We start from the raw sequence: 16,909 nt of genomic DNA on the forward strand, positions 1-16,909 counted from the left end.
ATATTCCCTCTCTGTGGGTTTTTTTATAAGATCTTCTGGTCATCTTATCTTTAAGATGCAGAACTAACTTGATTTCTACCATTTCTTTTGGAGTAATATAATGCATCATCAGCAGCTTGAATAAATTGCTCTGGTGATTCTTCATACACTGAAATACCTACTGAAACTGTAATTTTTATTTTTGTTCCATTTAACAATTGAAATGGATGGTTTTCAACAGCTGTGCGAACTTGTTCCCCTGTACGCATTCCATAAGCTAATCCCTTCTTTGGTATCAAAAGTGCGAACTCCTCTCCACCCTTCCGAAAGGAAAAGTCTGGAAACGGTGAAATTTCTCTTAAAATACATCCCATTTGTTTTAACACTTCGTCTCCTGCAGGATGCCCAAACGTATCATTTACACAATTAAAGTGATCAATATCTATAAGTAGTAAACAAAGTGAATCATTTTTCATACGCTTACTCCCAATATGACGATTCATTTCTAAATCAAACTGTCTTACGTTTCCTAAACCTGTCAGCGCATCTATCGTTGCATATTGCTTCATCGTTTGAAATAACTCATTGGATTGCAATACATAATTTGCGCTTATAAATGTGATATATGCTGCAACACCACTACAAACTACATATAATGATACGATAGACATATCCTTAAATAAAATAGAAAGTGGCACTACTAAAACAGATAAACTATATACATTAAACCAGATCCATCTTGTAAATATAGAAGCTTTCATCCGCCAAATAAAAACAACTCCAACACCTATTAATACAATACTATAACAAGCCAATTCAGAGGCTAAAGAGTACTCGGTAAAAAATAATCGGGTAATTAAAATAATAGTAACTGTTATACTACTAGCTATCGGACCTCCGATTATAATTGCTAAAATAACAGCCAAATAACGTAGATCCAACATAATATCCTCAATATGTACACCAAAATGCATCAATAGTACACTTAATATTCCAGTAAGCATACCTACTACACATTTCTGCCAAAGAGAAAACTCTTCTTTTAACGGCCTATCTCTTAAAATCTGACCTCCAACAAAAATAAAGGAAAGAATAATTGTTGTGTTTACAAATAAATCCCTGAACATAAAATAATCTCCCTACTTTTCTATCTATCCCTTTCCTTATTTTATTGTATACGAGATACCTATAATTCCCAAAGCTTTTTATTTATTTTTTGCTGTTCCACGTGAAACAGCAAAAAATAAAAAGGGCGAGAATTCGCCCTTTTTATTAACAACACCGTGATATCTTCCCACCCTTTGCGTTAAACCTAGCTTCTTGCGCTTCTGCAAAAAACTGTTTTTGGCATAAAACTTCTTCCTCTGGATGATGCTTTTTCATATGCTCTACATATGTTTCATAGCTTGGTACCCCAACAAGTAAACTAATAAAGTGTTTTCTTTGTCCCCATACTTGTCGTAATCGTTTAAGCATAGTTCCTCGACTCACTTTCGTCTCTAGGTATATATGGTGCCTCTTTTAGCGGCATTGGCTTATTTCTTAATACTTGAATCCAAATTCGAATTGCAGAAATTAATACAGCAATTACAACTATCATAAAAATCCCGCAAAGCGCTGCATCAATATAATCATTGAAAATAATTTGCTTCATTTGAGCGACGTTTTTAGCTGGTGCTAACACTTTCCCCTCATCTAATGCTCCTTGAAACACCTTTGCATGAGATAGAAATCCTATTTTAGGATTTTCATGAAATAGCTTTTGATAACCCGCCGTCATCGTTACAATAAGCAATCCGACAGTTGGAATAAGTGTCACCCAAACATATGCCTTTTTCCCCATTTTGAACAAAATGGTCGTTCCAAGTAATAATGCAATACCTGCTAACATTTGGTTTGCAATACCGAAGAGTGGCCATAATGTATTAATTCCACCAAGCGGATCTACTACCCCTTGGTATAAGAAATAACCCCATCCTAATACACATAATGTTGTAGCTATTACATTCGCTAATGTAGAATCCGTTTTCCCAAATGGCTTATATACATGCCCTAAAATATCTTGAATCATAAATCGGCCTACACGCGTTCCAGCATCAATCGTTGTTAAAATGAATAGCGCTTCAAAGAGGATCGCAAAATGATACCAAAAGGCCATCATGGCCGTTCCACCTATTACTTGTGAGAAAATATATGCCATACCTATCGCTAACGTTGGTGCGCCACCTGTACGTGATAAAATCGTTTGCTCTCCAACGTTTACAGCGAGATCTTTTAGTTCATTTGGTGTAATAGCAAATCCCCATGAAGAAATAACTTGAGCTGCCTGCGAGACATCCGTACCGATAAGTGCTGCGGGACTATTAATCGCAAAATAAGTTCCTGGTGTTAATACACAAGCTGCAATCATCGCCATCGCCGCTACAAATGACTCCATTAACATTGCCCCATAACCGATCGGCTGTGCGTGTCCCTCTTGTTCAATCATTTTTGGTGTCGTGCCTGATGAAACGAGAGCATGGAATCCAGACACCGCACCACAAGCAATTGTAATAAATAAGAATGGGAATAAGTTTCCAGAGAAAACAGGACCTGTTCCATCGATAAATTTCGAAACTGCTGGCATTTGTAAATCTGGTGCTACAATTAAAATACCTATTGCTAATCCAACAATTGTTCCGACTTTTAAAAATGTGCTTAAATAATCACGTGGTGCTAATAGCATCCAAACTGGTAATGCCGATGCGATAAATCCATATACAATAAGCATAATAGCAATCGTTTCACCACTAAACGTGAACATACTTGCAAGCGTTGGATGTTCTGCCACATACTGTCCTCCAATAAGAGACAGTATAAGTAGAATAATTCCGATTACTGATCCTTCACCAACCCGGCCAGGCCTAATGTAGCGCATGTACACTCCCATTAAAATAGCGATAGGAATTGTTGCTGCTATCGTAAACATTCCCCAAGGACTTCCTACAAGTGCCTTTACTACTACTAATGCTAATACCGCTAATAAAATAATCATAATGCCTAAAATACCTATCATTGCAATAAGCCCTGTAACAGGACCAATCTCATCTTTAATCATTTCCCCTAAAGATTTACCATTCCGTCTCATTGAAGCAAATAAAATTACAAAATCTTGCACAGCCCCAGCGACAACTACCCCAACAATAATCCATATTGTCCCTGGTAAATACCCCATTTGTGCCGCCAAAATCGGTCCTACTAAAGGGCCTGCCCCAGCAATAGCTGCAAAATGATGTCCAAATAATACCCACTTATTTGTCGGAACATAATCTTTTCCATCGTTTAATGTATGGGCTGGCGTTTGCCGATTATTATCTAAACCGAATACCTTTCTCGCTATAAATCTACTATAAAAGCGATAAGCAACTGCATATACACATACCGCAGCTACTAAGAGCCACACGGCATTAATAGTTTCACCTTGTGATAAAGCTATTACACCAAAAGCACCTGCTCCTACTGCTGCAATAACTCCCCAAAGTAAAATCGACTTCAATGTTTTCACATACAATCCCCCCAATACTATTGCTTAGTGGGATTGTACTAAATTTTCTGAATATTTAATTTGAATCCTCCCTATCATGAAGGATTTTTAGTTTATCATGTTAAAAATTTCGCATTATCTGCTATAATTCAATTTTATTTCGAAGTCGTTTCACGTAATTACGACTAACTGGAATCGGTTGCTCATCATATTTATCTAAATACAGATTATATGTGCCATTATAATAAGGTTTTAGTTCTTGTACATATGACATATTAATTAAATAACTTTTATGTACGCGTAAAAAATCATATGTATTTAACTTATTTTCCAGCTCCTGAAGTGTATATGTTGAAATATACTGATTATTCGTTGTATAAATTGAAACCGTTTTGTTTTCCTTATTTTTGCTTATATATACAATATCTTCAGGGAAAATATATCTAATCCCCTCTTGACCTTCTATCGGTAGTTTTCGCAAATAACTCTTTGCTTTCTCGCCTTGCTCTTTACACATTCTATATAAAAGGAATTGCAAATCTTCCTCACGAAATGGGCGTAGTAAATAATAGAATGCTTGAAAACGAAATGCCGTAATCGACTCTTCTATATCTTCACCCATAAAAATCAATTTCGTATAACAATTTACTTCCCGTAATAAACTCGCATATTCAAAACCAGTTCCATCTAGTAATTTTGAATTCAAGAAAACAAAATCTGGTGTATGCTTTTTCATGATAAATAATGATTCTGTTCCTGTATTCGCTTCAAAACATTCTACATTCTTTATATTTTCAGTGAATTTTTCAGCTAAACTTCTTCGCTCATCTACTTCTTCCATGATCAGTAAAATTTTCATTTCTTCAACCACCTAATTCTTTTGTCCATATGTCCTGTTGTATACATTCGCTTTTATAAGAAACATTCCCTTTTTCTTACTATACCATTATTTATCTAAAAAAACAGAAAAAAGGAAACCACGACGGTTCCCCCTGCCCTTTTATTCCATTATTTGTAGGTAGTAAAACTCACTGAATGCGAAGAAATGCAGGCGGAGTTTTACTGCCCCAAAAACACAATTGGTGCTGGCTAATAATCAGTGATAGATAAACCCCTCACCCTATACTAATTCTCGCTGCTTCGTTTCTTGCCCAAGTACAATTACAGCAACTACGCCAATTAAAATTGATCCACAGAAAATCGTAAATATTAGTGATAAAGAAGCCTGTGAAGCAACTAAATATCCTACTAATAGCGGCCCAAGAATACCACCAATACGACCGAATGCCGCTGCCATCCCTGCACCTGTACCACGAATAGCCGTTGGATACTGTTCCGGTGTATAAGCATATAATGCACCCCAAGCACCTAAATTAAAGAAGGATAGTAACATGCCTGCTATGATTAATACTGTTAATGACTCCGCCACACCAAACAAATAAGCACTACACGCTGTACCGATTAAATACGTAACTAAAACAAACTTACGACCAAGTCGTTCAATAAACCAAGCGGCCGTGAAATATCCTGGCAATTGAGCTAACGTCATAATAAGTACGTACTGGAAACTTTTTATTAAACTAAATCCTTTTAATACCATTACACTAGGTAACCAAAGGAACATTCCATAATAGGAAAAGACAACACAAAACCATAGAATCCATAACATAATTGTGGCCTTACGATATTCCCCAGACCAAACTGACTTTATATTTTCAATAATGGACGGCCTTTTTTCAACCTTTTGGAATCTCGGAGAATCTGGTAAATTCCATCTTAAATATAAAGCATATAGTGCCGGAACCGCGCTCAATACCATTGCAACTTCCCAACCATATTTCGGAATTACAAAATACGAGATAAGAGCTGCAATTAGCCATCCACCTGCCCAAAAGCTTTCTAATAGCACAACTATTTTGCCGCGTTCATGTGCTTCAACGCTCTCTGATACTAATGTAGAAGCAACTGGAAGCTCTCCACCAAGCCCCATACCAATTAAAAATCGTAACACAAGGAACATCGCAAGTGTCGTCGTTAAAGCAGTTAAACCACTACCGATAGAAAATAGTAATAATGTAATAATAAAGACTGATTTCCGCCCTATTTTATCTGATAGTATTCCAAAAACGAGCGCTCCGACTGCCATACCAATTGAATTAATGCTGCCTATCCAGCCCATTTCCTGCGTACTTAATCCCCAATCTTTTTGCAATGCTACCATTACAAATGAAAGCATTCCAACATCCATTGCATCAAATAACCACCCAAGCCCTGCTATACCAAGTAGCTTCCGCTTCGAAATTTCTTTCACCTTGCCCATAAGAAGTCCTCCTTACACAGCTGTCTTTACACATCATTTTACATGTGTGAATTGTATAAGTAAAATACTTTCGTTCAAAAAATTCTCCTTCATCATTCCCCAAAAGTAAAATACTTATCACACTATTTGAGGGCTGTAAGACTTCCACCTCAAAATTCAGCTGAAGCAAAGAGGTTAAATTGAAGACCAACTGCCATTAAACGTCCGATTAGTGAGAACTAACAATCAGTGGCGGATGAACAAAACCTCTCTTTATTAAAAATGGCCAAATAAAAAAGTAGCGATATTCCGCTACTTTTTCGAACGCATTACTTCTTTTAAAAATTCCGCTAATACTAACTGACGACGCCAGCGCGTTGGGTTACTACATAATCTATAAAACCACTCTAAGTTAATCGTTTGAATCCATTTCGGTGCACGTTTTACCTCTCCAGCCCATACGTCTAAACTTCCGCCCACTCCAACAGCCATCTTCGTTTCTAAACGATGCTTATTAGTTTGGATAAAGTTCTCTTGTCTCGGAAAACCCAGTGCGACAAGTAATAAATCTGGTTTTGCTTCTTGAATACGAGAAACGATATTCTCTTCTTCTTCTTGTTTAAAATACCCATCTTGTATACCCACAATAGATACAGCTGAATACGTCTTCGTTAAATGATCTGCTGCAGCTTGTACAACATGCGGTTTTGCACCAAGTAAGAAAACAGATACAGGTTTATTCTCCTCTGATAACTTGGCAAATAAATTACACATTAAATCAAAACCTGCTACACGTTCCTTTACAGGTGTACCTAACATACCACTTGCTTTTACAACTCCAATACCATCAGGTGTAATTAAATCTGTATTTAATAATGTTTTATGGAATGACTCATCCTTTTTTGCACACATAACAATTTCAGGATTCGCTGTTACGACCTGAAAAGTATGAGTTCGCTCCAATTCTAGTTGTCCCTTCAAATATTGAATCGTTTCATCCATTGTCATTGTAGAAAAGGGAACACCTAGAATATCAACCGTTTTTACTTCCATGATTAACTATCCTCTCTATTTCAGTAAAAGTTTTTTATATGCATTATAAGTATCTTCATACAAATTCTTTAGCGAAAAATGAGTAGATGCGTGATTATATAAACGATTTCCCATCGCTTCTAATTCACCATTCAACCATTTCTCATAAGCATTTTCTAACGCGTTTGCTAACGAATCTGCATCACCAATCGGTACAATCCATCCATACGTATCATCAACTATTAACTTTTTCATATCACCTACATTTGTTGCAATAGATGTTAAGCGCTGATTAGCCGCTTCTAATAAAACAAGAGGGAAGCTTTCGCTATAAGAGGTTAACAAATTAATGTGTGCAGATGCATATAATTCTTTTGAATCTGTACGAAAACCTAGAAACATCACCTTATCCTCTAAGCCCTTTTGTTTCACCATCTCTTTTAATTCTGCTTCTATAGGACCATCACCAAGCAAAAGCACCTTTATATTTGGAATCTTAATTTTTTGTAATGCTTCAAATAAAATATCATGACCTTTAACAGGATGAAGACGCGCTACTTGAATGGCTGTAAATACTCCTTCATCGATGCCAAATTCACTCTTATCATAAGGTTTTGCTGGAGTACTATCATACTCAATTCCATTATAAACCGTACAAATTTTCTCTTCTGGTACACCTAGTTTTATTATGTTTCTCTTAAAGTTTTCCGTAATTGCAAAGAATAAATCTACCTTCCTGAAAGAACGTAAATTTAACTTTGTAAATACCCATCCTTTTAATCCCCTCTTCATAAAATCCAAAGTTGGATCACTGTGGACAGTCATTATCCATTTCGCTTTTATACCTTTTTTCAAGAGGGAGAGATAGAAATTTGCTCGTGCGCCATGTGTATGCACAATGTCAAATTGATTTTCATTAATAAATGCTTTTATTTTTGAAAGAATTGATAGGTCGTACCGAGATGATTGGGTAAAAACATGCACTTGAATACCAAGGTTTCTCGCCTCTCTAGCAATCGCACCTTCTTCAAATACCATTAATTCCACTTCTTCCTTTGAAAATTGAGATAAAAGTGAAATAATATGTGTTTTTCCCCCACCTTCTTCTGCACCAGCATTCATATGCAACACTTTCATTTCTTACATCCCCCATTTTTTCTTTTTATTTACTATAACAAAATAAAAGCTAACATATGCTAGCTTTTATTTTTCTATCATTCAATTTCCAAGTCAACTATTAAATATGCCATGATTAATACTAAGTAGAAACTCACTCCAGGTGCAATTAAAATATGACCAGCCATAAATGAGATACCTAATCCTAGAAGTATCGCTGCAATCACCATTGCATATTTCACTGTGAAGATTTGTTTAAATTTAGTAAATATACATGCAATAAATTTAATACCGAAGTATAAGAATGGAATTACAAGTAAAACGAACCCTATGATTCCGAAAGAATAGAACCAATCGTGGAAGTCACGTTCAATTAATTTCGGCTGTTCTTTATAGTTACCAGCATAACCCATCCCTAATAATTTTTGAGACATTGGGGCTTCATTATAGAAATCTTTATACATCTGTTCAAATAATTGACGCCCACTAAAAATAAGAGCTTGCGTTTCTTCTTTTTTCTCTGCTACTTTTTCTTTTGCTTTCTCTTTCTCTTTTTCTTGCTCTGTCACAGGAGGTTTGTGCTCTTTAGCTTCCTCCTTCTTTTTCTCTTCCTTTTTCGCACTCTGTTCTTGTTCAATTAATTGGAAATGGAATCCCATATTTTTCATAAATGGTGAAAAAGGTGTATATGCCAATATGCCTACTAATACAGTTATTGCAAGGAAACCATTTAATAAATAGGCATGTTTCTTTCCATCTTTACGCTGTGTAAATGCTTGAATAAAGCACATAACAACTGCGATAGCCATTGATCCAAAGATTGCTCCTACGCCAACCTTTGTCCCAATTGCAAATAATGAATAAACAACTAAAATGGAAGGAATCCAATAGTACGCTTTACCTATACTTTTTGTTTTTTCAATTGAATACAAAATAACAATTGGACACATGATGGCTAAAATAGATCCTAGCTCGTTACCTGCATAAAACCAGCCGCGTGATCCTAACTTTACCCATTCATAACTATTATAATCTGTTCCAGTAGTAATCGAAGCTACCATGACTACCCCTATAATTAGCGATGCATACGTAATATAGTCACGCATTTTTGAATTTGAATGGCTTTTTTCTTTTAAAGACTTAAATACAAACACATAACAAGTAAGCATAACAAACGGATATAATGCTTTTGCTATAAATTTAATTTCCTCTGAAAGTACCATAGGATCTTTTGTAAGTTTATTATTTACCAATCCGATGGTGAAGACTATTCCTACTAAAATTATATACAATATATATTTTATATTTCCTTGTTTCTTCGTTTGAATTAAAATATATATTCCGCTTAGGAACATAACGAATAAGCGTGTAATAACTCCAATGGTCGTATCAATTTTTAAAACCATTATACAGAATGCCGTGAGCAAATCTAAAATTGGTTGCAACAAAATAAAGATTAATAGGAAATTTTCAAATTTATTACTTTTACTATTTTCGCTTAACATCTAGAACCTCCATAACTATTACCTAATTTCAATCTATACTGTTAATATTTTTTCTTATCTCAAATATTTATTATAACATATATTTTTTAATTAAACGTCTCACATTTCTCCCCAACCTTACCTTATAGAAAAAAGCACATTTGCATTTTCAAGCGCTTTCTTTCCTCATTTTTTCTTTTTTTCTACATGTAAAGAAAATGCATTGTTATTTACATAACTTTAGTGTATATTTTTTCTCTGGAACATCTTTAGGAGGAAGGGATTACAGCAATGTTATTAATCGACATATTTACGTTTCTTGGCATTATCGCCGCTGCTATTTCTGGTACATTAGTTGGTTTAAAAAAAGATTTAGATTTATTCGGTGTCCTTTGTTTAGCTGTAGCTACAGCGCTCGGCGGCGGTATTTTGCGTGATATTATGATCGGTAACCTGCCTCCTGTCGCATTTGTTAAACCCATTTACTTTTTCGTAAGTGTATTATCAGCATTATTTACTTGTATGTTTTTTGAGCGTATCAATAAACTGCAAGTCGTCATTATGCTTTCTGATGCTGTTGGCTTAGGTGTTTTTACAGCTATTGGTGCAAATGCGGCAATGTCACATCATGTTGACGCCTCATTTTTAGTTGTTTCAATGGGAGTCATTACAGGTATTGGCGGCGGTATTTTGCGTGACATTTGTGCTCAAGATATCCCCTACGTATTCCGAAAAGAGATTTACGCAATCGCTTCTATTTTAGGAGCAATTAGTTTCCTAATCACATATGCAATGGGGGCACACGTATTAGCCTTCTATGTCTGTTTATTAGTAACATTCATTATTCGTGTTGTCACTGTAATATATAATGTACATTTCCCAGTTTTCTTTAAAACACATGCTAAAATTAATAAAGGCCATTAAGAGAATTCTGCATAGAATTCTCTTAATTTATATACTATTCTACACACTAATATAGAGTAATTGTATATAAAAATATATAATTATATTAGAACTAAAAAATGAAAACGCTTTATACACAGGGGGAAGAACGATGCTTGGGGTTTTTAAAAAACATACAAATAAAACAAACACCAGTATACTTGAATTAAGTAAGGATCAACAAATCACTTTTAACGTGCCTACTAATTCTGAACTAAAAATTCAAATGGATATGCTGCATATTTCAAAAGAAGATTTACAAATCGTAAAGGTACTACAGCCCTTTATTTATGAAGAAATTGATTGGATCACGGAAAAATTCTATGCAAATATTACAAAGCAGCCTAATTTAACTACTATTATTGAACGTTATAGCTCTATTCCAAAACTAAAGCAAACTTTAAAAACACATATAAAAGAGTTATTCAGCGGAGATATGCATGAAGATTTTATTGAACAACGCGTTAGAATTGCCAAAAGACATGTACAAATTGGTTTACATAGAAAATGGTATACAGCCGCTTATCAAGAATTATTCCGCTCTATCATGAAGATTTTGCAAACAAAAATTACAACAATTGATGATTTCTCTTATTCTATAAACGTAATAAACAAATTGTTCACCCTTGAACAAGAACTCGTTATTGCAGCTTATGAATCTGAATATGAAAGAATACAAAAAGAGCATGAAAAAGAAAAAGAACTAACAACTATGACCATTACACATATTGCAACAGAATTAGCATCTGTATCTGAAAAAACGAGCGCTTCTATTCAACAGTTAACCACTAAATCTGAAACTATTGTAGAAATTGCCAAAACAGGTACATCATTAGCTACAACATCAGAAGAAAAAGCGAATAAAGGGAAAGAACAATTAAATCAGCAAAATAAACGAATGGAATACATTCAAACAAACATGGAAACGATTATTACAGATACTCATGAACTTCTCGACATTTCTAACAAAATTAACGAGATTATAGATATTGTCAAATCAATTGCAGAGCAAACAAATTTGCTCGCACTAAACGCTGCAATTGAATCTGCGCGTGCTGGGGAATTTGGCAAAGGTTTTTCTGTTGTAGCTGGAGAGATTCGAAAGTTATCGGAGCAAACGAAAGAATCTATATTCAACGTTACGAAGCTCGTTGAAAAAACAAATGAACAAATTATTCGTGTCTCTTCTTCAGTGAAACAGATTAGCTCCCTCGTATCTGAAGGAACGGATAGTATGTCTGCAACAGATCAATACTTCCAGGAGATTGTAAAAGACATGTCTAACTCGAAAGAACAGAATAAAAAAATTGAAAATGAGCTAGAAACCATTTCACAAGTAATGAAAGGAATTCAAGACGATTCCTCAAAAATGGCTCTAACAGCTGATAGTTTACAACTAGAACTGAATCGATAGGGTGAAGCTTATGTCAGTAGAGGTTCTTCATCTCTGCTGACTCTTATTCCTCATCTTCCATTCATACAAAAAAGAATCCAAACTGGATTCTTTTTATTTTCTGAAGAATATTTTTTGACAATACACATAACTCATATAAACACCAAAGCTTTGTAAAATAAACAAAGCTGGCACCATAAGGTTGTAATATGCCATATCTACTTGGAAGAGCCTTAACAATACGTATCCGCTAATTAACAAAACGAACAACATATACCCTTCGTTTTGTTGTTTCTTAATAAGAAAGTGTAATAAAGCTATAGACATAAATAACGTTACCGCTATATATATAAGTTTTTCACATTTAAATAGAATAGAATGTATTCCCTCACCTGAGAATTGATTAATTACTGGCTTTAAAAGTTTAAATCTTTCTTCTTCAATCTCTTTTAGCCTTTGATCAATATGCTCTGTTACGCTTTGGTTCTTTGTTATTTTTTCCTCATTTTTACTTTTTCCAATTAAAACAGATTGTACATACGTCTCATTTGAAATTGTATATTGTGACATTCCCATCGTTTGAATTCCATAACTCACACCAAAATGGGCACTATAAAATAGAATAAGTATCCCTATCATCTTTAATAGTACTTTTTGCTTCATTGCTGATTGAAAGAATTCAATTAACAACACATATACAGCAATAAAAATAGGAAGAAATAATCCCATTGGGAAAATCATATTACTGCATGCAAATAAAATTGCTGAAAGTACCCACATATAAGGATGATCTAAACCTTTATATAAAAGTATGTAGCAAGCCAAATAAAATAAAAATATCGCGAGCGATTCTGATGTTAATAAGGAACTCATAAATATATTCGGAATATATAAAGCGTAAAATACAGAAGCAATACGGCCGCATTCTTCTCCAAAAATCATTGCTGCAATACGATAAATGAAAAATGCAGTCCCTGTGCAAAATAAAATATTGAATAACTGCAATGCAAATACTGTATCACCAAATACACGAATAATAATTGATTCATAAATAATAAAAGGTAACTGCGCTATGTTCTCTACGTTATTACCGATTGCAATCTGCTTTGCAGACTCAAACATAGCTTTCATATCGCCAATTATCGGAACATCTACAAATAGAACCATGCTAAGTCTCACAATTATAGATGTACTTATAAGGAAAACAAGAAATTGTTTATCTGTAAAACGATACTGTAAAATCGATGCCACTAACAGCATGAGAATAACAAAAATGACCAATACGATTGTTACACTTGTTGTACTGTCGCCAAAAAATTGTTTACTTGTTTCAAACGCTGACCAACAACTATAAACAAAAAATGCGAGCATCGCACCAATCATTATTTTACTGAAAAAAGACGAAAAATTTGTTTGTATATGATTCATATGTCCATTGCACCTCTACTTCCATTCATAACAAAACGATTCTATCATGAATAGGTACACAGCTGATAGGGAATTTCTATGACAAATACAGGGTCCTGATTTTTTCACTTGCAATGTAAGCGAATCCTCTTTTACACTACACTTTATATAGTAATAAATTTTCTTTCAGTTACATGAATACAAATACAGAAGTTTTACTAACCCTCTTCTGGAATTCTTTACTTTACTTCATTAAATATCTATCGATTTTTATTTGTACTCCACTTACAATACATGTCATTCTGATTGAAAACAGAAAATAGGGGCTGACCATATGGAAAAGAAATTCATGCGAGAATCCAAAGCAATTAAAACAACACGTGTTTTTCCGAATGATTTAAATAATCATCAAACACTTTTCGGAGGAAAATTATTAGCAGAAATTGATAGTATCGCTTCAATTGCAGCTGCAAGACATAGCCGTAAACATTGCGTAACAGCATCTATCGATTCGGTTGATTTTTTAACTCCCATTCACCAAGCAGATTCTGTTTGTTACGAAGCATTCGTATGTTATACAGGAAAATCTTCAATGGAAGTGTTCGTAAAAGTAATTGCAGAGAATTTATTAGCAGGCGAACGTAGAATAGCTGCAACATGTTTCATTACATTCGTTGCATTAAAAGATGGAAAACCTTCATCTGTTCCACAAGTACTACCGGAAACTGAAGAAGAACATTGGCTACACACAACTGGTTCTGAGCGTGCAGAAAATAGAAAAAAAGGGCGTGTAAAAAGCAAAGAAATGGCTGAAGTTCTAACTTTAAGTAAGCCTTGGAGTATATAGACCGTCACCATTAAAACATCTTCTGAGCGAATACCTATCATGTATTCGCTCATTTTTATAAGCAATTCCACACCTTCATACAACCATTACCCCTTTTCACACATATTATGTAATATTTTATACATACCTGCTCAGCCTTAGCTTTTTTAATGAATAAAACCCCATTTATAATAGGGTTCTATGCCATCAACAGTTGATTTACAAAGTTTATGTAGGGTACACTTATACGGGTGGTCAACAAAACAATTTAAGGATTTGTAAATCGTGTAGAAAACACCTTACACTTCATTATATTGAGAGAATTAACTCTAGTAAAAAAACCTTACTATGACATAGCAAGTATTTTAATGAAACTGGATTATTTTAATGGAAAGGTGAAATTATGCAGAAATCAATTGCTTCAAATATTTTTTATAAAATACTGCTCAACACGTTTAATATTATACTTCCAATTTTAGTTGGTCCTTACGCATATCGAACGTTAGGAGCAAATTCAATCGGAACCGTTAATCTTGCTGAAACTTTTTTCAATTACTTCTTCGTGTTCGCCGTATTTGGTGTATATCAATATGGTTTACGTGAAATTAGCTTAATTAAAAACGATAAAAAGAAAGTTTCTAAATTATTTACAAGTCTCTATGTAATTAATTTCACAACTAGTATTTTGGCTTTATCAGGCTTTGTGCTCTTTAGTTATATTGGATACGGACATGAAAGTCTATTTCCTGTTCTTCTTATTTTCGGTTTTAACTTTATATCTAATATGTTTTATGTGGAATGGTTCAATGAAGCATATGAAAATTATGACTTCATCACTAAAAAAACAGTTATCGTTCGATTAATCTATGTCGTACTTCTTTTCTCTTTCATTCATGGGGTCGACGATTACAAAACATATGCTGGTTTATTAGTATTATCGACATTTTTAAACCACTCTATTAGCTTTATATATGTGAAACGCCAAGTGAAATTTGATTTTTCCGACTTAACGATTATTCCTCATTTGAAACCGTTACTATTAGTCTTGATTTTTTCAAATGCTAATATTTTATATACTCAATTAGATCGTCTTGTTTTAGGGGTATATGTTGGAAAAGAAGAAGTTGCATATTACGTAATGGCTTTTCAAATTATGATGATTATTAATACACTTATGTTAAGTGTTGTACAAGTAACCGTTCCAAGACTGTCTTACTTATCAGGGAACGCATCTGAAATAGAATACGAATCATTATTAAACAAAATTTCAAAAGTATATTTCATTACCCTATTCCCTGCCTCAATTGGTTTAATGCTCATTGCTCATGGAGCTGTTGTTATTTACGGTGGACAACAATTTGCTGCGGCTGGTAATACATTAATTGTTTTCGCCTTCTATATGATTACAGTCGGTATTGAGTCCATTTTATCGAATCAAATTATTTATGTGAAAAAGAAAGAAAGCATTTTAGTGCGATTTTTATTCATTTGTGGATTTATCAACTTAGCATCCAATATTGCACTAATATACTTCCATGTACTTACACCAACAACCGCAATTTTCACAACAACAATTGCGAATTGTTTCTTAATCACATTTGAATATATTTATGTGAAAAAGAAATTAAAAGTGAATTATACGTTATTCGATATACAAAAACTTAAATATCTATTTTATTCACTAACATTTGTCCCGATAGCATTCGTTATTGATATGCTCGTATCTGGACAAATACTACAAGTTATCCTAGTAATAATGACGTGTGGATTAACATATGCTCTTATCCTCTTTATAACAAAGGATGAAATTCTCTTTTCACTACTTGAAAAGATATTAGCACGATTCAAAAAAGCTTAAACGCAATCTCTAAAAGGAGCTGTTAAACTTGAAATTTTCTTTAATCATGGCTACTTGTGGCAGACGTGATGATATTCTTGACTTACTAAAATCACTTGAACAACAAACTTACAAAAACTTTGAACTTATCGTAGTAGATCAAAATGATACGCCAATCTCTGATTTATTTGATGCATATAAAGATAAATTTTCTATTAATTACATTTACACACCTATTAAAGGTCTATCGAGAGCTCGAAATGCAGGCTTAAAAGTAGCAGATGGTGATTTCATCGCTTTTCCAGATGATGATTGTATTTATGAAACAAATGTTTTAGAGAGTATATTAGAAACTTTCAACTCTAATAAAGATGTTCATTTCATCTCAACAAACACTACAAATGTGGAAGGGACAGGTTCTTTAATACACGCACCGAATTCAGATATTATTTTAAATAATAAATATGGATTCATGGGACCTTCTTTCACACTATTCTTCACAAAACAATTTGTACGAGATGTAGGTACATTTGATGAAGATTTAGGTGTTGGTTCTGGAACGATTTATGGAGCTGGTGAAGAAACTGACTTTGTACTACGTGGTATGAAACAAAATTATACTGGTTTATTTAGAAAAGATCTGTTCGTATACCATCCTGTAAAAGAGGAAATTATTAATGAACAATCATTAAAACGTGCTATTTCTTATGCTGGTGGTTTTGGTAGGGTTATTCGCTTACACTATGGATTCCCCTATTTCTTACGTGCTGTCGCTGCCGCATCATTCCGTATGACACAAAACATTTCTAATGATAAGCGTAAATTCCACGCAAATCGCTTACGCGGTATTGTTCGTGGATATTTAAAATAAAAAACAAGATGTAACCACTTTTATTAAATGGTTACATCTTGTTTTTTTATTTCTCTTGCATCGCTTATTTCTTGAAAAATAACCCATTATTCTTTTATAATCGCATCCCCCGCTGGTCAATTACATTATATATTTTTGAAATGATAGCATTATATCAAAGAATTTAGTATCATGATTCAAGACACTATTTAGAAATGAAC

At 33.9% G+C, this 16,909-nt stretch carries 14 protein-coding genes and 1 pseudogene; 6 read left to right on the forward strand and 9 right to left on the reverse strand.

Annotation, left to right across the window (positions count from 1 at the left end; translation table 11 throughout):
• Window positions 1–50 precede the first annotated feature (50 nt).
• From K5S59_RS15495 to K5S59_RS15530, 8 genes are all read right to left on the reverse strand, one after another.
• Complete coding sequence (locus K5S59_RS15495; protein ID WP_120451057.1) at window positions 51–1,106, reverse strand: GGDEF domain-containing protein; 1,056 nt, start codon at window positions 1,104–1,106, stop codon at window positions 51–53.
• Between the two features lie 145 nt (window positions 1,107–1,251).
• On the reverse strand, window positions 1,252–1,455 hold the full coding sequence (locus tag K5S59_RS15500) for a YbdD/YjiX family protein (protein WP_000919823.1): 204 nt from the start codon (window positions 1,453–1,455) through the stop codon (window positions 1,252–1,254).
• Entirely contained in the window at window positions 1,448–3,523 is a 2,076-nt protein-coding gene (gene cstA / locus K5S59_RS15505; RefSeq protein WP_000854301.1) for a carbon starvation protein CstA, read from the reverse strand. The genes K5S59_RS15500 and cstA overlap by 8 nt, the downstream gene beginning before the upstream one ends.
• 121 nt (window positions 3,524–3,644) lie before the next feature.
• Complete coding sequence (locus K5S59_RS15510) at window positions 3,645–4,361, reverse strand: LytR/AlgR family response regulator transcription factor (protein ID WP_000698277.1); 717 nt, start codon at window positions 4,359–4,361, stop codon at window positions 3,645–3,647.
• Window positions 4,362–4,622: 261 nt separating this feature from the next.
• A complete protein-coding gene (locus tag K5S59_RS15515; RefSeq protein WP_000521100.1) occupies window positions 4,623–5,822 on the reverse strand; it encodes an MFS transporter in 1,200 nt (399 codons plus the stop codon).
• 291 nt (window positions 5,823–6,113) lie between these two features.
• A complete protein-coding gene (locus K5S59_RS15520; RefSeq protein WP_000453367.1) occupies window positions 6,114–6,854 on the reverse strand; it encodes a WecB/TagA/CpsF family glycosyltransferase in 741 nt (246 codons plus the stop codon).
• Window positions 6,855–6,869: 15 nt separating this feature from the next.
• Window positions 6,870–7,970 (reverse strand): glycosyltransferase family 4 protein, encoded by a 1,101-nt coding sequence (locus K5S59_RS15525; RefSeq protein ID WP_000865950.1) that lies wholly within the window; start codon window positions 7,968–7,970, stop codon window positions 6,870–6,872.
• Between the two features lie 77 nt (window positions 7,971–8,047).
• Window positions 8,048–9,454: an O-antigen ligase family protein gene (locus tag K5S59_RS15530; RefSeq protein WP_000947788.1), complete on the reverse strand. Its 1,407-nt coding sequence runs from the start codon at window positions 9,452–9,454 to the stop codon at window positions 8,048–8,050.
• 270 nt (window positions 9,455–9,724) lie between these two features.
• On the opposite strand from K5S59_RS15530, the gene K5S59_RS15535 reads away from it, so the two are divergent.
• From K5S59_RS15535 to K5S59_RS30715, 3 genes and pseudogenes are all read left to right on the forward strand, one after another.
• Window positions 9,725–10,357 (forward strand): trimeric intracellular cation channel family protein, encoded by a 633-nt coding sequence (locus K5S59_RS15535; RefSeq protein WP_120451058.1) that lies wholly within the window; start codon window positions 9,725–9,727, stop codon window positions 10,355–10,357.
• A 250-nt stretch (window positions 10,358–10,607) separates the two neighbouring features.
• Window positions 10,608–10,985: pseudogene (locus K5S59_RS30710) on the forward strand (protoglobin family protein); the annotation flags it as partial.
• Complete coding sequence (locus K5S59_RS30715; RefSeq protein WP_483298343.1) at window positions 10,983–11,789, forward strand: methyl-accepting chemotaxis protein; 807 nt, start codon at window positions 10,983–10,985, stop codon at window positions 11,787–11,789. The pseudogene K5S59_RS30710 and the gene K5S59_RS30715, both read left to right, overlap by 3 nt.
• Before the next feature lie 93 nt (window positions 11,790–11,882).
• Here the strand turns inward: K5S59_RS30715 and K5S59_RS15545 are convergent, their stop codons facing one another.
• Window positions 11,883–13,196, reverse strand: coding sequence for an ArnT family glycosyltransferase (locus K5S59_RS15545; protein ID WP_120451059.1), 1,314 nt, complete (start codon window positions 13,194–13,196; stop codon window positions 11,883–11,885).
• Between the two features lie 313 nt (window positions 13,197–13,509).
• Between K5S59_RS15545 and K5S59_RS15550 the strand changes: the two genes are divergently transcribed.
• The 3 genes from K5S59_RS15550 (at window position 13,510) to K5S59_RS15560 (ending at window position 16,709) form a co-directional block, all read left to right on the forward strand.
• The gene (locus K5S59_RS15550; RefSeq protein ID WP_048560471.1) at window positions 13,510–14,022 is read left to right on the forward strand and encodes an acyl-CoA thioesterase; all 513 of its coding nucleotides are present in this window, start codon (window positions 13,510–13,512) and stop codon (window positions 14,020–14,022) included.
• Between the two features lie 382 nt (window positions 14,023–14,404).
• A complete protein-coding gene (locus K5S59_RS15555; RefSeq protein ID WP_120451060.1) occupies window positions 14,405–15,859 on the forward strand; it encodes an oligosaccharide flippase family protein in 1,455 nt (484 codons plus the stop codon).
• Between the two features lie 28 nt (window positions 15,860–15,887).
• A complete protein-coding gene (locus K5S59_RS15560; RefSeq protein ID WP_120451061.1) occupies window positions 15,888–16,709 on the forward strand; it encodes a glycosyltransferase family 2 protein in 822 nt (273 codons plus the stop codon).
• Window positions 16,710–16,909 lie beyond the last annotated feature (200 nt).

The sequence above is a fragment of the Bacillus sp. BML-BC051 genome (assembly GCF_019656175.1).
Lineage (GTDB): Bacteria > Bacillota > Bacilli > Bacillales > Bacillaceae_G > Bacillus_A > Bacillus_A mobilis.